Annotated in this window: 15 protein-coding genes; 4 read left to right on the top strand and 11 right to left on the bottom strand. The window is 36.1% G+C overall.

Annotated features, from left to right (window positions below; all coding sequences use genetic code 11):
• Nucleotides 1-341: 341 nt before the first annotated feature.
• Both JZO76_RS09130 and JZO76_RS09125 read right to left on the bottom strand, forming a co-directional pair.
• Nucleotides 342-3,950 carry a DUF7149 domain-containing protein gene (locus JZO76_RS09130; protein WP_206903793.1) on the bottom strand — a complete coding sequence of 1,203 codons (3,609 nt, stop codon included), beginning with the start codon at nt 3,948-3,950 and terminating at the stop codon, nt 342-344.
• Nucleotides 3,951-4,178: 228 nt separating this feature from the next.
• On the bottom strand, nt 4,179-5,045 hold the full coding sequence (locus JZO76_RS09125; protein ID WP_206903777.1) for a helix-turn-helix domain-containing protein: 867 nt from the start codon (nt 5,043-5,045) through the stop codon (nt 4,179-4,181).
• Between the two features lie 181 nt (nt 5,046-5,226).
• On the opposite strand from JZO76_RS09125, the gene JZO76_RS09120 reads away from it, so the two are divergent.
• From JZO76_RS09120 to JZO76_RS09105, 4 genes are all read left to right on the top strand, one after another.
• A complete protein-coding gene (locus JZO76_RS09120; RefSeq protein ID WP_206903776.1) occupies nt 5,227-5,577 on the top strand; it encodes a hypothetical protein in 351 nt (116 codons plus the stop codon).
• Nucleotides 5,578-5,783: 206 nt separating this feature from the next.
• Nucleotides 5,784-6,629: a rolling circle replication-associated protein gene (locus JZO76_RS09115; protein ID WP_206903775.1), complete on the top strand. Its 846-nt coding sequence runs from the start codon at nt 5,784-5,786 to the stop codon at nt 6,627-6,629.
• A 21-nt stretch (nt 6,630-6,650) separates the two neighbouring features.
• A complete protein-coding gene (locus JZO76_RS09110) occupies nt 6,651-6,926 on the top strand; it encodes a DNA-binding protein (protein WP_077452078.1) in 276 nt (91 codons plus the stop codon).
• Nucleotides 6,927-7,020: 94 nt separating this feature from the next.
• Nucleotides 7,021-8,244: a site-specific integrase gene (locus tag JZO76_RS09105; RefSeq protein WP_242595843.1), complete on the top strand. Its 1,224-nt coding sequence runs from the start codon at nt 7,021-7,023 to the stop codon at nt 8,242-8,244.
• A 31-nt stretch (nt 8,245-8,275) separates the two neighbouring features.
• Here the strand turns inward: JZO76_RS09105 and JZO76_RS09100 are convergent, their stop codons facing one another.
• From JZO76_RS09100 to JZO76_RS09060, 9 genes are all read right to left on the bottom strand, one after another.
• Nucleotides 8,276-8,539: a type B 50S ribosomal protein L31 gene (locus JZO76_RS09100; RefSeq protein ID WP_071863514.1), complete on the bottom strand. Its 264-nt coding sequence runs from the start codon at nt 8,537-8,539 to the stop codon at nt 8,276-8,278.
• A gap of 96 nt (nt 8,540-8,635) precedes the next feature.
• Complete coding sequence (gene rho, locus JZO76_RS09095; protein WP_206903774.1) at nt 8,636-9,934, bottom strand: transcription termination factor Rho; 1,299 nt, start codon at nt 9,932-9,934, stop codon at nt 8,636-8,638.
• Entirely contained in the window at nt 9,931-11,208 is a 1,278-nt protein-coding gene (locus tag JZO76_RS09090; RefSeq protein ID WP_206903773.1) for a UDP-N-acetylglucosamine 1-carboxyvinyltransferase, read from the bottom strand. The genes rho and JZO76_RS09090 overlap by 4 nt, the downstream gene beginning before the upstream one ends.
• A 204-nt stretch (nt 11,209-11,412) precedes the next feature.
• Nucleotides 11,413-13,383, bottom strand: a complete 1,971-nt coding sequence (gene nagE, locus JZO76_RS09085; protein WP_206903772.1) for an N-acetylglucosamine-specific PTS transporter subunit IIBC — start codon at nt 13,381-13,383, stop codon at nt 11,413-11,415.
• A 2-nt stretch (nt 13,384-13,385) separates the two neighbouring features.
• Complete coding sequence (locus JZO76_RS09080) at nt 13,386-14,237, bottom strand: PRD domain-containing protein (protein ID WP_206903771.1); 852 nt, start codon at nt 14,235-14,237, stop codon at nt 13,386-13,388.
• A gap of 306 nt (nt 14,238-14,543) precedes the next feature.
• Nucleotides 14,544-15,488 carry an ROK family protein gene (locus JZO76_RS09075; RefSeq protein ID WP_206903770.1) on the bottom strand — a complete coding sequence of 315 codons (945 nt, stop codon included), beginning with the start codon at nt 15,486-15,488 and terminating at the stop codon, nt 14,544-14,546.
• Between the two features lie 4 nt (nt 15,489-15,492).
• The gene (locus JZO76_RS09070) at nt 15,493-16,119 is read right to left on the bottom strand and encodes a YesL family protein (RefSeq protein WP_016172676.1); all 627 of its coding nucleotides are present in this window, start codon (nt 16,117-16,119) and stop codon (nt 15,493-15,495) included.
• Between the two features lie 84 nt (nt 16,120-16,203).
• Entirely contained in the window at nt 16,204-17,844 is a 1,641-nt protein-coding gene (locus JZO76_RS09065; RefSeq protein WP_016172677.1) for a hypothetical protein, read from the bottom strand.
• Nucleotides 17,845-17,856: 12 nt separating this feature from the next.
• Entirely contained in the window at nt 17,857-18,771 is a 915-nt protein-coding gene (locus JZO76_RS09060; RefSeq protein WP_016172678.1) for a carbohydrate ABC transporter permease, read from the bottom strand.
• Nucleotides 18,772-18,775 lie beyond the last annotated feature (4 nt).

Genomic DNA, 18,775 nt, shown 5'->3' with positions numbered 1-18,775 from the left:
AACAGCTTCATAATGCTTTAATAGCAATGATCTAAAGAGATTGAAACATGAAAAATTTTATTGACTTTCAAATTATTTGAAAGCAATGGTGTCAATTATTTGCGAGCCAAATCAATACCATTAAATACATAAAGTATTGAGTGGGAATAAAGGATATAATCTAATTGAAGTTTTTACGCTGATTTAATATGGGTTTACGGGTTATAGAAGGGTTAATTCTATTTAAAATTTGATGGTTCCCCGCCAAAAAAGAGGCGGAAAAATAAGTTAATATTTTGATGGGTTACAGAAGTAGACTCCTTGACGATTTGGTCAAGAAGTCTATTTTATTTCCAAAGAAACTATACTTCAAACTCTCGAACACTTTGTTTCTCATCTTCTGTTAGTTTGAAAAGTTCCATAACTACCTCGTCAATCTCAGTGTTAAGATTGGAAATTAGGTAATCATCCCTTTCCTCTTTTTTACTTTCTTTCATGAGACGATGCACAATAATTTCCAATTTTTTTTGTTGTTCATCTGTCGCATCAGGTATGGGAAATTGTTTAAGTTCTTTGACTTGTAGCCTAGGAAACATTTTCCTTGATAGTTTGTCAAAAGTTATATAATACCAAATTGATACAGGTTTGGAGTTGATTAGAGCAAGTAAATAATAAGGATTTGTCTGGATATTTGTAACAACCAAAGAGCTAATGTTATTAATAAAGTATTCATCTGTATAAGTGGCTTCAAATGCATAGTTTTTTAAAGTTAAGATTTCACGTATTAAAATTCTTGGTTCATTAAATTTAACAGAATATCTTGGTTCAGCCAGATGGTCGCCATATTTTAGCCATTCATTACTCCAAATCAAATTATACCGTTTGACATCCTTCCCTTCAAGGTACCTGACGTATGATTCATCAATCTGTGTCTTCGAATCATAAATGCGGTTTTCTACATCTTCTGCAGATTGCTTTGGTTTTCCTTTTCCCTCTTGATAGGCTTTAATACCAGTTGTTGCCTTTGCAATTTCTGGTCTATTTAAAATTGGAAAAGTTTGTATTTTTTTATAAGCACTAATAACATCTGAATATTTCACCATTGATATACTAAAAATTGGAATATCACCAAAAAAATCTGAAGAAACTCTTCCAATTGTTGTAAACTCTTGAGACTTAAGCTCTACCATTTCAATCCAGTTGGGTTGTTTTTTCTTAAAGAAAATAATGCAATTGTCAACATTAGCATCCGTAAAGATTTTATCTAAGGAATTAATTAATACAACATCACTAGTCTCTTTAGATATGAACTCGCGAATCTTTGAATTCGTTTGAATGGTCAAGAAATTATTTGGAATAATAAAACTAAACGTCCCGCCTTTCCTCATCAATTTATATGCTAACTCAATAAAGAGTGTATACGTGTTGGCCTGATATTCACTAACTCTGTATGTCCTAGAATAATAATTTTTCACATCTTCGCTAAATGAGTGATTACGAGCAAAAATATAAGGTGGATTACCAATAACAAGGTCAAACCCAATAAATTCTCCATCTTCATTTAGAATTTCTGGAAATTCCATCCGCCATTCAAGCCCACTTGCAAACATTGGATTTTGCATAGCTCTATCAAAATCCTTTTGTGCTAATGAGAGTTGCTTATTAACTTCATTAAATCTTTCCTGTTCAGCTTTTTCATCCCCAAACAAATCAAATACACGAGCAGACTTCAATTCATTTTGAATTTTTTTCAGTCTTTTAAGCTCAGGACTTGTAGCCGAATCATCAAATGAAGCTTTGATTTTACTAATTTTTTCAAACATTTCTGCTTTTGTTCGCTTGTTATTTGTATTTTTGTAACTTTTAACAAGTTGTAAATAATCCTTAAAAATAGTCTTACGCATATCAAAACTAAAGTCTAAATCAAATTTATGAAGCAAACTATCTCCGACTTTAATATTAATGTCAATATTGGGAAGCGTCACAAGTTCTCCCGATTCATCATAGTAAGAATTTTTCAATAGCTCAATCCAAAGACGTAGACGACATATATTGGCAGAGTTTGGATTAATGTCAACTCCAAATAAACAATTTTCGATAATAGATTGCTTTTGAATGAACAACGATTTTTGTATCTTCAATGTCTGCTTTTTTTTGGTGTGATAAGAAAAATTGTCTCCATAGCTATCTTGAACAACCAGCTCATCGTTGGTTACATAAGCATTAATCTCTAAGGGTTGATCCTCCTTATCAAAAAGAACACGTAATTCCGATTTTAATGCAATAATTTCATTTAGAACCGAAACAAGAAAGTGACCAGAACCTACTGCTGGATCACATATTTTTAACGTATCAATGATGTTAGATATTTCCAATCGTTTTGCTGTCCGATCAGCAATATTTTCTATTTCATTTATATAACTTTTTATATCCTGTATATTGTTTGCTTTCCAGCCAAGAACAACATTGATTTTATCAACTACCGCGGTTCGTATAGCCTTCCTAGACATATACATTGTGATCTTGCCGGGAGTAAAAAATGAACCATCTGCGTATCCATTAATCTTTTCAAAAATTAATCCTAATACTGAAGCATTTATCAATTCATTTTTTGAGTTCACTTTCCCGGTAATCGTCGTTGAGAAATCAAAGCTATTCAAGAATTCGAACAGATATTGTTGAAAATCTAATTTCCCAGTTTTACGCTTTCCTCCAGCTCCTTTCAAAACTGTTTTACTATAAATATCTATATCTTCTTCCCGTAAGCTATCAATTGTAGTTCCCTTATCACGGTTAAGTTCTAGTTCACTCTCTTCAAATAAGGAACTGTTCAGGTATGGTACATATCCAAACTTTTCTTCTAGTCTTGGATTGCGCTGTTCATGACGTTTAGCTAATATTCCAAAAAATAAATCACTCAAATCACCATACGTCTTAATTTTATCGTAGGTCAAAAATTTGAAGCTTTCATCATTATTGAACGCAACAAGTTGAGACTCCAGAAGTTTTAAAAATAAAATTCGATTTACCCATACAACTGCTAATTGAACCGCATTATCATATTGTTCTTCTTCAGGCACATCATTTTGATCCAATCTACTGATTGTAGATTCCACCAAAGAAGCATACTGCCTTTTTTCCGGTTTAAATCGTTTAATAACTTTTGATGAACCTTCTTTTACCTCTTCTAACCCCATTATATAAAGTAATTCATCATAAAACGCTTTGTTCAATTTATTGGAATCAGTAAAAATTTCTTTATTTAAAAGATTCTCTGATGAGAAAAAACGATAAAGCTGTGTAAGATTATGTTTCTTTAACGTGATTGGTTTAGTTGAAGCCAAGGCATCTCTTAAATCAAAATGAGCAATAGCGATCCCTTTATCAATCGCTTTATCGATTTCCGGTCTAATAACCTCTGTGTAGAGAAAATCCGTATTCGAGCTAGACAGTTGTTTTTTTTGCCATTTTCCATATAGACTCAAAAGCTTCTTATTATTGTAGAAGTATTTTTCAAGTTCCTTTGCTTCAATAACAAACCATGACAAACCATTGGTAATAATTGACTTTTTAATCTCCAAGTTTTCAGAAATAGTACGCTCAAAAAGATAATATGAAACAGCCTCTTGAAAAGCTTTAGTATTGAGATTTTCAGTTGTCATCATTTCGTTAAGATTATTCAATCGCTTTGTTTCAATAGTAACCCCAAGTGTACTATTACTATCTTGTCCATTATATATAGCAAGATCAATGCGATTGCTGGTGTTAATAAAGTTATTAGGCAGGACTGATTTTAGGAAACTAGAGATAATATTTTTTTGATGCTCTTCTGATTCATCTTTCTTTGAATCCAGTGTTTCAATATATGAGATAAGTTTGCTCTCAAACTCTTTTTTTTCATCCTCCTGTGGCATAATTGCCTGAACATTTTTGTTCATACTTTCTTTTAATGTGAGCCCTTTTATAGCCATATATTTCCTTTCCATTTCGTTATTCTCACGTAATTTGTTTATAGTCAAGATAATTATATCACAATGCTGTAGACTAGCTAACGAGAACAAACAAAAGTAATCTCTTGAAGCAATCTGGTATAAAGAAACCTTTTAAACTTAAGCTGAAAAAATACTAAAAAAAACAATTGTTAATTAAACATTTATATTCAGTATAAATAGCTGTTCTCAACACGGGTGTTTTATTACTTACTCACTCTTAAACCAATCTTCCAACTCATCTGAACCAACTTCTTCATACAGCTTAATCAAAGCTGGACGCAACGTCTGAATTGTTTTGATTAACTCTTCTCCACCAAATATATTGGTAAAAGGTTTATCTGTCAGTTCTTGAGATAAACGATTTATCATCTGTACTGTTTCTTGATTATTCGCAAGAACATTGATCAATTTACCAATCAGATAGCGTTCATCGAATACTCGATCTGCATAAAAATTAAATTTAGCGATTTCTGCCTTCACTAACTTTCCCATCGTTTCTTTATCTTCATAATTGAACTCGCCTGCTATGTCCATATACTCTAAGATTGAGCTTGTAATGACAAGGATTGCTTCATCTTTTTTCGCATTAGATAATTCACTGGCAAATGGTAAATGATCAATCTCATTGGCTGTCAACTTTTTAATTTCTTCTTTGATTACGTCTTGCTGCAACTCATAGAAATAATCATCAATGAATTCCTCGCAAGGATACCCAACTTCATTTTCCCATGCAGGGTTTTTAAACTCCCCAGTGTAAAACTCTTCTTTAATTTCTTTCACAACTTCTGGATGTTCTTGCACAATCCTGTTCTGCCCTTTTAACCGCAAGTAGTCCGCAATATATTCTTCAACGTCACCAAAGTAAAACCAGCCCACCGGTTTCCCACTAATACTCGATAATTGATTAATGACACTTTCAGGAGCTAGCGCATAGCCTTGAACATAGGAACTGATTGTTGGTTTCTTTATCCCCAAGCGATTTCCTAACTCTGTAAAGGACAGATTCATACTCTCTTTGATTTCTTTGATTCGTTGTCCTACCTTCACTTTATCAGGTTGTAATAAGCCAAACATAGATTACTTCCTCCTTGTCATTTTTACTCATTATATCACTCGTATAAAATTTCGTATATATTTTTTGCTAATTCTCTTGACTTCGTATAAACAAACGTATAAAATACAAATCATAGATGGCCGTCTATATTTTTTTAAACCAATCGTATAAATTATCGTATATCCAAGAAGGAGGGCTATTATGCCAATTAAAATCAATGATCTCACTTTACCAAAAGAAAAACTCGAAAAAGAATATCAAGTTGTCAATGTTACTCGCTGGCAAAAAGACGGAGAAATTTTAGGTTGGAGTTATGAATGTATCCTACCAAAACTCCGCTACGAAAAAATCAGTGTCAAAGTTAAATCTGAAACTCCTGTGATTACTCCAGAAGAACTTACTCAACAAGGTTTAGCAATGGTTACATTTGCCAATTTAGTGATTGCGCCTTGGGGTCGCTCTAACGGTCAATTCGTCAGCTATGGTTTATCGGCCACGGCAGATGCGGCAACTTTGATTCCGAAAAAACAAGGTAACACTACGCAAAACTAATTTTCCTATGGGTTTGTTGGGTGGTTAGGACGAAACGGCGGGGCAGCGCCATAGAGCCGCTTCTGTCCGTTAAGACCGCCCAATAAACCCATAGGCTGGAAGGACTGCTTTGCAGGACTTCCCTTAACTTGATTTATAGAACAACATCAGGCGAAAAATGATGATTCTTTGACAACTGAATACACACACATCAAGGAGTGATGATTTTGAAAGCTTATAATCAGAAAATCATTGAAACTCCCACGTACCTTGAAATTTATGATTATGAAGCAATCATTACTCCTAAACAAAAAGCAGACAAAAATGAAACCAGCCCAAAACGAAAAAAAGAATTAGCCTGGCTTTATGAAGAAGAAAATACGACTACTGATAAAGGAAGAAACTATGATGACCTATCTGCTCAAGGGCAATACGACAGCTTAAAACGAAAACAAAAATACTATCAAAATATGCGCTTTGAAATTGCCCGACTCGTGGATATGAACTTTGACAATCGGACAAAATTTTTAACCCTCACTTTCAGAGAAAACATTCAAGACATTGCCTATGCAAATAATGAATTCAAAAAATTTATCAAACGACTAAACTACGAACTCTATCATACAAAGAAAGCAAATCTAAAATACCTAGCCACGTGGGAAAAACAAGAACGAGGTGCCATCCATTACCACATTATCCTGTTTGGCTTTCCTTTTATCTCCGTCAATCATCTTACTACCATCTGGGGAAATGGATTTGTCAAAATTAACAAGATTGATGTGGATAGCATTGAAAATCGCGGTCGCTATATCAGTAAATACTTCGACAAGGACTTGGATATGAAGGAACACAAGAAAAAGGCATTTTTCAAGTCTCGCAACCTCAAAGTGCCTAGTGTCACGAAGCAACTCGTGGATCAACCTTTTGATACCACCAATCAAGACGTGCTTTATACCAATGAGTATCTCGTAAGACGTCCAATATTTTACAGTGCGATAAATGAAGGTGGAAACCCTGAACAAGTGATGGATTTCCAAGAAAGCATTGTTCGCTATACAAAAATAAAAAAATGAATCTCGAAAGTAGGTAAAAATATGACTGTTACTGTACCGATTGAATTTAATCAAGAAATAATTGAAGAACTTGTTCAATTAACGAAGCAAAAAATTGAGGAAGAACAAACGCAACAACCAAACTTAAACGAGTTGCCTCCCTATCCAACAAGGAAACAATTAAAACAACACCTAAAAATTGGGGATACTCGCCTCAATAGTTGGATTAATCATGGTTTAAAAATCATTCCTTTTGGGAAAGAAACTCGATTTGACCGTGAGGATGTAAAACTATTTTTAGATAGTCTAAAAATCTAGCCTTGACTTACCTGTTGTGGCTGCCTATGATACCCATAAGAAAGGAGTAAATCTTCTCTTTGATATACTGGCGAGTGAATCAAAGGAGACAATTATGATCAAAAAATATCAAAAGAAAAATGGCACAATCGCCTATATGTTCAAAGCCTATCTTGGCATTGATCCTGTTACAGGAAAAAAGAAATACACCACCAAGCGTGGGTTTAAATCACCGAAAGAAGCCAGAAAAGCTTACAATCGCTTGATGGTGCAAGTAGAAGAAAATGATGTAGTGACAGATTCACAACGCCTTTTTTCAGAATTGGCAGATGAGTGGTTTGAACAATACAAAAATACGGTTCGTGAAAGTACCTATGTCGCCCAAAAATTAGCTTACAAAAAGCATATCTTCCCTCTTTTTGGCAATTTGAAAATCTCAAGAATTTCAATTCCATACTGTCAAAAACAAGTAAATCATTGGTATAGCTATTACAAGAAATATTCCAACTTAATTGGTTTGACTTCATCGGTTTTCAAGTATGCTTTGAGTTTACGGCTCATTCGAAGTAACCCCATGGATGCTGTAATTCGTCCAAAACGTAAAAAGCGAATTGACGAAGAACGCTATTCCGCACCTTACTATGAAAAGGAAGAACTATTGGAGTTCCTCGAAATTGCAAAAAACTATCCAGATCCTATTTATCCAATTTTTCGGATTTTAGCTTTTACAGGATTACGTAAAGGTGAACTCTTAGCTTTACGTTGGAAAGACATTGATTTTGAAAAAAGAACCCTTTCCGTCAAACAAACCTTAGCCACATGTGATAAATGGGAAATCAAATTCCAAGTTCCCAAAACAGAAAAGAGCCTTCGAACAATTTCGATAGACTCTGAAACATTACAAGTGATTAAACAATGGCAATTGAAGCAAAAAGAATATTTTCTAAAAATGGGAATCAAACCGGCAAAAAATGGTGAACAGCTCCTCTTTGTATCAGAAGAAAATAAACCGCTTTATTTAGACTATGTAAATCACAACTTAAAAATCATTATAAAAGAGAATAACTTAAAACGAATCACACCTCATGGGTTTCGACACACTCATTGTAGTTTACTCTTTGAATCCGGTGCTTCACTCAAAGAAGTTCAAGTTCGACTTGGACATACAGATATTAAAACGACTATGGATATCTACACCCATGTCACGAAAAGACAGACGGAAGAAACGGCAAATCGTTTTGCAGATTTCATGAGTTCCACAGAGGAAAAACAAGGAAGTTTGCAGAAGGTCAAAAGTATGGTCAAAAGCGAAAAAAAGCAGACTATCCCTATCAGATAGTCTGCTAAACGTTGGTATATCAGCGTTTTTCTTATTCCGCAGCGTTTGCGTCTTTGAGACCGTATTTTTTGTTGAAACGGTCCACACGTCCGTCGGCTTGCGTGAATTTTTGACGACCAGTGTAAAATGGATGTGAGTCAGATGTAACTTCGACCCGGATTAATGGGTATGTGTTGCCATCTTCCCATTCAACTGTTTCTTGTGAAGTTTTAGTAGAACCTGACAAGAACTTGAAACCTGTAGTTGAGTCCATGAATACAACTGGATGGTAATCTGGATGGATTTCTGCTTTCATTTACTTTCGCTCCTTTGCCCTGGTTCATTTGCTGCACCAGAGTTATTTGTCTAATTACAACAAGAATATACTATCACGTTTTAAACATAGATGCAATTATCTTTTTACATTTCTTCGGGGTGTTTTTTTACCAAAGGAAACTTCTTTAAACGCGCCAAAAAGCGCTTGATTATTTTTTGTTTTCTTTAGAAATTGAACAAACTGATCCGTGTATTCAAGGGAATCGCCGACCATATTGTTACGTAATTTCCATGTTTCTTCTAACTGTTCCGCCCCCATCAATAATTCTTCTTTACGAGTACCTGATTTTTTAATATCAATCGCTGGGAAGATGCGGCGTTCGGCTAATTCTCGTGAAAGATGAAGTTCCATATTGCCAGTTCCTTTGAATTCTTCGTAAATAACATCGTCCATGCGACTGCCTGTATCTACTAAAGCAGTTGCTAAAATCGTTAAGCTACCGCCCTCCTCGATGTTACGGGCAGCACCAAAGAATTTTTTAGGCTTATATAAAGCGGCTGGATCAATCCCCCCACTTAATGTGCGGCCACTTGGCGGTACGACTAAATTATACGCTCGAGCTAGACGGGTAATGGAGTCCATTAAAATTACAACATCCCGTTTGTCTTCTACTAAACGCATCGCCCGTTCTAAAACTAACTCAGAAACTCGGGTATGGTTTTGTGGTTGTAAATCAAAAGTTGAAGAAACAACATCGCCTTTTACACTGCGTTCTAAATCGGTTACTTCTTCTGGTCGTTCATCAATTAAGAGAACAATTAATTCCACCTCTGGATAGTTGTCGGTAATACCATTGGCGATTTCTTTTAAAATACTAGTTTTACCGGCTTTAGGTGGCGCGACAATCAAGCCACGTTGCCCAAAACCTACTGGGGCAAAAATATCAATCATCCGCGTTGCCAAACGACCTGGTTTTGTTTCCAATTTCACTTGGCGATCAGGATAAAGTGGCGTTAACGCAGGAAAATGTGGCCGCTCTTTTGCATCTTCAGGATCTTTGCCATTAACACTTTCCACATGCATTAAACCATAATAGCGTTCGGATTCTTTTGGTGGTCTAGCTTTCCCGGCTACTTTGTCTCCATTACGCAAGCCAAAACGGCGAATCTGAGAAGAAGAAATATAAATATCTTCCGCACTAGGGCCATAGTTAATTGGGCGCAAAAAACCATAGCCGTCTTGACCGACAATGTCCAAAACACCTTCCATGTAAAAGAAACCTTGTTTTTCTGCTTGTGCGCGAATGACAGCTAAAGACAATTCTTTTTTGTTCATTTGGCTGTAATAAGGAATTTTAAACTGTTTAGCATATTGGTAAATATCTTTTAGCGTGCTGTTTTCTAGCTCCGCCATCGTTAAATAATCTTTTTTCATGCCTGATCCTCACGTTCTGTTTCTACCATTTGAACATCAGCACCTAGCGCTGTTAATTTTTCAACAATATGGTCATAGCCGCGTAAAATATATTCAACATTAGTAATTGTCGTGGTACCTTCTGCCATTAAACCTGCAATAACTAAGCAAGCTCCTGCTCTTAGATCAGAAGCAATAACTTCAGCGCCATGGAGTTGTTTGGGCCCATTTAAAATCATCATATTGCCTTCAATTTGGGCATCAGCACCCATACGGACCAGTTCAGGGATGTGATTGATTCGTTTGGAATAAATCGTATCGATAATTTCTGAAGTGCCACTTGCTTTAATTAATAGTGGTGTAATCGGTTGTTGCAAATCAGTTGCAAAGCCTGGATAAGGATATGTTTTGATGTGGACAGGATTTAATTTTTCAACGGGGAAAACTTCAATGGTGTCTTCACTGATTTCCATTGGAACACCTAATTCTTCTAATTTGGCGATGTAGCTTTCTAAATGTTCGTAGATAACATTGTGAACTTTAATGCCATCACCACAAGCAGCTGCAAGAGCCAAATAAGTTCCTGCTTCAATACGATCAGGAATAATTGCATGACGACAGCCGTGTAATTCTTCTACACCATCAATTCTAATTTCGTTGGTGCCAGCACCCCGAATTTTTGCCCCCATATTATTAAGTAAAGTTGCAACATCAATAATTTCTGGTTCTCGTGCAGCATTTTCAATAATTGTCCGCCCTTTAGCTTTCACTGCTGCCAACATCACATTGATTGTTGCACCAATTGAGACAACATCCATAAAGATGCGTTCACCATTTAATTCTTTATTTTCAGTTCTTAAATACATTGCGCCATGTTCATTGGTGACTTTTGCACCTAATGCTTCAAATCCTTTAACGTGAAGGTCAATTGGCCGAGGTCCTAGATAACAGCCCCCAGGCAATCCGACAACGGCTTCTCCAAATTTACCCAATAAAGCTCCCATAAAATAATAAGAAGCACGTAGGCTATTAATTTTACCACTTGGCATTGGAATGGAGATGATCCCAGTTGGATCAATGGTCATCGTATTATTTTCAAATTGGACTTTGACACCCATAATTTCTAAAATTTCCATCAAGGAATGAACATCGTTGATATCGGGTACACCTTCTAAAACAACAGGGGAGTCGGCTAAAATTGCAGCAGGTATCAGTGCAACTGCACTATTTTTGGCACCGCTAATTGTTACTTCACCTTGAAGTTTACGGCCCCCATTAATGATGATTTTTTTCATAAAAAGCCACCTATTCCTAATTTATTCATACTCGCTAATTTTAACACAGACACAGTCTTTGCAAAAGAGCGGAGGCATCTAGCTTAAAAGAATTACAAAAAAAGACATACTGGTTTTTGTGTCGATCCCCAAAAAGTTAGATTAAAAATCCAACCTTTTGAGGTCACTACAATTACCCGAATATGTCTTTTCTCCTAAATAAAATTATTTACTTGTTATCGTTCCAATCACATCATTTGCTTGGGAAATTTGCGATGATACTTCTAGTTTAGCTAGTTCATTACTATTGGTGCAAACTACCATGATATCTGTATCTTTGCCGCTGGCTGTTATTTTAGCGAGATCCATTTTAGCTAACATTTGGCCATGGCCAACTTGTTGCCCTTCGGTTACAAAAACAGTGAAGGGTTCTCCTTTTAGACTGACTGTGTCAATTCCCATATGAACAAGAATTTCTAAGCCGTTATCTGCTTTGATTCCTACAGCATGTTTTGTTGGGAAAACACTAGTGATAACACCAGCGACTGGTGTAAATACTGCATCATCAGTCGGTGTAACTGCAAAGCCTTCTCCCATCATCTTTTGCGAGAAAACATCGTCACTTACTAAAGTAATATCTTTTACTGTTCCATCACTAATTGCAAAAATATCTTGCTTTTTGCTAGCCGTTTTTACACTGGCTGCTTCTTTTATTACGGTATTGGTTGGTTTTGCTCCACCGTGATGTAAGCGTGTCATTTCATCGGCAACAAATTGCACTTCTGTCCCCACGATAACTTGAATATTATTTCCATCAATAACTTTGACCCCTGGCATGCCTGTTCTTTTAATCTTACCTTGATCGACAGATCCTGTATCTTTTACTTGTAAACGCAAGCGGGTTGTACAATTATCAATTGCCGTAACATTTGCAGCCCCACCCAATGCATTATAAATTTGATTGGCAATAGCAGCAAACTTATCGTCGCCAGAGGCAACGAATTGATCAATATCCTCAGTGGCTTCATCGTCGTCTTCTTCACGACCTGGCGTCATTAAGTTAAATTTCTTAATCACAAACATAAACGTTACATAGTAAATTACAGCCATAATTATTCCTAAAACAATTAACATATAGGGTTTGTTTGCAATTGGCACCCGCAAACTCAAGAAGAAGTCGATAAAACCGGCACTAAAGTTAAAACCAGCTGTCCAATGGAAAGCCGCAGCTATAAACATTGAAATTCCTGTCAAAGCAGCATGAACGACATATAAAGGCCATGCAACAAACATAAATGAAAATTCTAATGGTTCAGTAACCCCGGTGAAAAAAGAGGCAAAAGCAGCAGCGACCATTAAAGAAGCTGTTACTTTTTTCTTTTCCGGTTTAGCACATTGATAAATAGCTAAAGCTCCTGCTGGTAAACCAAACATCATAACCGGGAAGAATCCTGCTTGATACATCCCTGTAATTCCTTTTGTTCCTTCACTTGCCCAGAATTTACCAATATCGTCAATCCCAGCTAAGTTAAACCAGAATACGTTGTTCAACGCGTGGTGTAAACCAGTTGGAATTAACAAGCGATTGAAAAAGCCATATAATCCTGCTCCTAATGGTCCCATGCTTGAAATCATTTCGCCAAAAGCTACTAATGCGTTATAAACAGGTGGCCAAATAAAAATTAATAATGCCGAAATAATTGCCATTAAACCGGCAGTCACAATTGGAACTGCTCGTTTACCACTGAAAAAAGATAACGCCATTGGCAATTTCACGCCACTAAAACGGTTATACATCGCTGCAGCTACTAAACCGGCTAAAATCCCGATAAATACATTTTTATTATTAATTGCACCAAAAGCTACGTTGACTTTTTCAACGTCTACTTTGGTAAATAGCGCAACTGCTTGACTATTTACCAATGTCATCGGTGTTAAAAAGGCTACCAAACCAGCTAATGCCGCAGCGCCATCTTTATCTTTTGACATACCATAAGCTAAGCCAACGGCAAACAAAATACCTAGATTATCTAGAATTGTGCCCCCTGCTTTAATTAAAAAGGCAGCCAAAATATTATTTCCACCCCAACCGCTCGGATCGATCCAATAACCAATTCCCATAAAAAGTGCCGCTACTGGTAAGGTTGCGACCGGCAACATTAAAGAGCGACCAATTCGTTGTAAATATGCTTTCATTTTTAATTCTCCTCTTCTTTTTGGGCTACGCGCTTCAATCTTTCAATATGAATTGCAATATAGCCTAATTCTTCACTGGAAGTCGCCAATTGATACTGTTTAATCAGCATGACCCGAACTTTTTTGGCAATTTCATAACTTTCCGGGTACTTTTCTCGTACCATTTCAACAATTTCATCGTCTAAAACCGCATATTGCTGTTTTTGATAACGTTGCAATAACAAACGCAAATGATTAGCCAAACGTGAGTAGTTCAGTGCCATTGCTTCTGCATATAAATCAATTTGCAACTCTTTTGCAATTAAGTTCATAATTTCTGAAACAATTGTGACTTCCCGAATGCTACGATGGTTATTCCGCTCGCCATTACGCGCACTGTGTAAATGGATAGCAATATACCCTGCCTCATCATAACTATACGGAATTTTAAGCTCACTATTTAAATAATCTACTGCCCATTGTGCAATCCCAAATTCTTCTTTGTGGAGTACTTCAATTTCTTTTAGCAATTTATTGCGTACAATAATGCCGTTACTTATATTTTCTGCACTAAATGCCAAATGATCTGTTAAAGCAATTAAAACGTGTTCATTTAATTTTTCCATTAAAACCATTTCTGCATGATTGACGATGTGCTCTGCAGCAAATAAAAATTTCTCGTCAATTTGATTTAGCAGATTTTGCAATTTCATCTGGGAGTCTGGCTCCATGACAAACATCCGCTCGACTTCTTTTGCAAAAATGAGATCATTCCTTTTTTTGTTAAAGCCAATTCCTTTACCAATTGCAACTTTTTCCTGACCGTCGTCATCGATTAAGACTGCATTTTGATTCAATAATTTTTTAACTTTCATGGTTCACCTCTGCAGATTTTAGAAAGTATTTTGCAACCAAAGAAATAAAATAGACGTGAAAAAACCAACTTCAACCAATCGCTTGAAGTGAGTCTTTCCACGCCTAGTATTATCTAGTCACATGAAATAATATTATTTACATTCGTCATTATAAAGAAAACGTTCGCAAAGGTCAATACCAATTTTTAAAAAAATTCGCAATTCTTAAAAAAATAAATGAAGCAGCTGATAAAAACAACTATTACAATTCCATAAATGTTATTATTTTCTTGTATTTTTTTAAACACTCTAAGGATAATAGAGCAGTTAAATAAACTGTTTTTGCGTCACTTGGCGATGAATTTGATAGACAGCACCAATCATACCGGCATCATTTTGTAATTTAGCCGGACGTACAGCTGCGATTGTTTGATCTTTTAAATAATGAATTGACTCATGTCGGTTCATTACTTCACTTAGTCTCCTTTGGAAGCGTTCATTAAACTCCTTATTGGAGCTGATGCCACCGCCAAATAAAATCACTTCCGGATCAAAGCAGCTGATTAAATTTAGCATCCCGACTGCTAAATCAGTTAAAAACTGATCGACAATTTTTAGTGCCAGTGTTTCGCCTGCCGCTTCTTTGGCAAAGATTTTTCGTGCATCCCAGATATCTATAGCATTCTTATCGGCTGCTTTTTGCGCTAAATTATATTGATAACAAAGCCCACCAACTGTTGCTGCACGCTTATTCCATGACACCTCTTCAATATCGCCGCTCTTTGGTAGTGTATCTATAATACTCCAGCCAAATTCACCAGCCATGCCATGGGCTCCGCGGTATACTTCTCCATTAATAACAATACCGCCACCAATACCTGTACCCAATACAATACACAAATAATTATCCAAACCAATAGCATTGCCGATCCAACGTTCTGCGATTGCTGCAGCATTCGCATCATTTTCAATTGAAACCGCAAGACCGGTACGTCGTTCTAACTCAACTTTGATATTGGCACCATAAAAAGGTTTTATCGCACCGGCAGTCTGCATATAGCCATCTTTTTGAATAATACCTGGTGCACTAATTCCAATGCCATCAATTTTTTTATAGTGTTCTTGCGCGTTTTCCACAATTGCTACTAATTCATCTAAGAACTCGGCTAAATCATAATTTGTCGGAATTGCAGCTTTTTCTAGAATATTTCCTGTTTCATCTAACACACCGTATTTCACGGTTGTTCCACCAATATCAAACCCTACGTACATATTCTCAACTTCCCTCTTTCATATTCTCGTATTGACTAAAAACTTTTAGGAGTAATTTTGCATTAATAAAAAATACTGACCCAAATCCAATAAAGAGCCAAGCAAATAGTAACTTGGGTAAATATACCGGCAATAAAAACAGCCCGCCCACCGTTACAAAAAATAAAATAATACTGATTGGTAAATGTTTTAACGATAAAATCATAGCGTTTGTAATAGTTGCGGCCAATGTATTTTCAAAACGGGCAATTAGTGGAAAAAGATACAAACTCAGCAAAATAATAAATGTAAGCCCCACCATGACCATATAATAAGCAACTTTATTTCCCACAATGAGATAACGGAAATACGGTAAAGCAAAAAGCATACCACCAACTATCGCGATTATCAGTAGCCACATTTTGGTAGCTGGAGGAAAATTTTGTTTGAATTGGTGCCAGTACGTTTTATATAAAACACCTTCTTTATGTTCGGTTAATTTATAAGCAGTCCCATATGCTGCGCTGATTGCAGCACCGATAGTAAAAAGCGGCAAACAGGAAATAATAAAAATAACATTCAATAACAATACTTGATAGAGCCGCTCCATCCCGCCATAGATTAGGCCATCGGTACTAAATATTTTTTGCATGATACTTCCTCCTTGTTTTTGTCACAGATTACTTGGTTACTTGTTCTATGTATAGAAGAAGCAAAACTGCTTCTCCTAGAAAAATTACATGTCTAATTTTTTCTTATTTTCTTCAATTTTATCGTTACGAACTTTATTTACATCATTAATCTTATTATCTTTTTGGAAATCTTCGTATTTATTTAACAAACCGTCTAGTTCTTTGTCATCTTTTGCCCGCAACATACCTACAAGAGTTGTGCTCCAATTTGTTTGGATTGCACTTAAAGCTCGCGCTTCTTGACTACCCGCATCAGGGCCAATATTTTCTGTTAAAAATTGTGAAGTTAATTTCCCTTCACCCCATTGTTGCATTTGTTTCACTGCATCGACGTATGAATCATCATTCATTGCTTTAAAGCGGTCATGACCAAATTGAATGAACTCACCCATGCGGTACTCCAATTGCCATTTTTCAGGATCATCTTGTTGAATTTTACGTGCTTCATCGGTCCATTTTACTTTATCGCCTTCTTTAGTATAGGTTTGTCCTTCAATACCAAAGTTTGTTAACATTTCACCTTCATCACTTAAAAGATAAGTGAACACTTGCATTGCTTTAGCAGGATCTTTGCAGTTTTTACCAATGTAGTTAATCATCCAACCAGAAATACCAGCTTGTGTTAATGTTGCTTTATTACCTTGGGTACTTTGAATGCCGTCAATTGCAATATATTCGCTGTCTGGATTTGCAGCTTTAAAGGTTTGTAATGGAATCCCTTGGTTTACAAATGAGCCAATCATAACAGCACCATATTTACCAGTTTGTAATTTTTCTTTGAATTTATCGCCATCATCTGTGAAAGTATCATCAGAAATATTGCCGTCTTGGTGAACTTGACGGAAAGCCTTCACCCATTTAATATAATCAGAATCTAAATTACGGTCATAGTATTTGCCATCTTTTGTATAAGGGACACCTAGCATATCTTGTACAACGCTATCCATAGAGCCATTTGAAGAACCATCTTTAGCAAAATCATTAAACCCAAATGGAATTAAATCTGGAAATTGTGCTTTAATCTTCTTCATACCGGCCACAAAGCCTTCTGGTGTTGTGAAGTCGGGTTTTCCAATTGCTTCATAGACATCTTTTCTAATAATAAATGCATCTCGGGCAAAAATATCCCCACTATCAAAGTCTTGTTGCGTATTGGAATAATCTGGATAGCCATAAGATTTTCCATCGGACAATTTATACCAATTTAATGTTTCTTGACGGGCTACTTTATTAAAATATGGATCATATTTTTTCGCTAAATCTTGTAATGGTAATGCCCAAGAATTTGCTTTACGTGCTACTTGTGAGTTGGAGTCAAAGATAGTCACAATGTCTGGCATATCTCCGCCAGCAAAATACGTATTTAATTTGGTGTCATCACCAGTAATGAATTTGATATCGACATTTAAATCTTCTTTGACTTTTTTAGTTACCATATCTTTACCAAATTCTGTATTCCACCAATCAGCGTTTACGTACCAAGTTAATTTGGTCGCTTCTTTTTTGGTATCTAATTTCCAGGCTGGTGTATTTTCATCTGGTTTATATCGGTCTTCAATGGAGGGGAGATCCACCTTTTTTTCTGCTGTTGATTCATCTTTTTTACTACCACAGGCTCCTAATGCTAAGACTGCGCTTGCCAGTGCCAAAGTCCCTACGATTTTTTTGCTTGAAAACTTAAACATTTATTACTCCTCCTATTCTTTTACTGCCCCAAGCATCATGCCTGAGATAAAATGTTTTTGTAGCAATGGATAAATAATTAAAATCGGAACGGTCGTGACTACGATAGTTGCCAATTGTACCCCCTTAGATGTTGTGCTAATTTCGACCGCCGCATTTAAGCCTTGTTGGGATGCTGCTTGTGATTGCGTAATAATTTCGTATAATTTCATTTGCAAAGGATATAATGCTTTATCCGTTACGTATAATTTAGCTGTCATAAAGTCATTCCACTGCCAAACCCCGTGAAAAAGGGCAATTGTTGCTAATGCAGGTTTAGATAAAGGCACAAAGATTTTCAAAAATACGCCCCAATCACTTGCTCCATCAATCTTAGCTGACTCTTCCAAAGATGTTGGTACATCTCTAAAAAAGTTCATCAAGATAATAACATCGTAATAAGAAAGTAGGGCTGGGATAATGTAGACCCAAAAAGTATTTAATAGCCCTAAAGATTTAATCAATAAGTATGTTGGAATCATCCCACCAGAAAAGAACATGGTGATAATTCCCATCGTGGAATACAATCCCCGACCTTTTAAATTTCTTTTTGATAAAGCATAAGCCATAATGGCACAAAATGCGGTATGCGCTAAAACACCAATTACTGTCTTTCCCACTGAAATAATTAATGCTTGCCAAATGGAAGCATCGCCTAAAACCTTGCGATAATTATCAAATGAGATTTCTGAAGGCCAGAAAACGAAATCCCCCTTTGCCAATGCATCACTTGAGGCAAAAGATGACGCTACGATATTCCAAACCGGCACGATAATAATGATTGTAAAAACGAGTAGGAGTAAAACATTAACAAAGTTGAAGATTTTACTGTCTTTATCTTGTACAACGTTACTTTTGGGTTTAGCGAGTGACAAACTTCTTTTTTCCATTACG

The organism is Candidatus Enterococcus myersii (genome assembly GCF_017316025.1).
Taxonomy (GTDB): Bacteria; Bacillota; Bacilli; order Lactobacillales; family Enterococcaceae; genus Enterococcus_C; species Enterococcus_C montenegrensis.
This window is presented reverse-complemented; position numbering and strand designations above follow the sequence as displayed.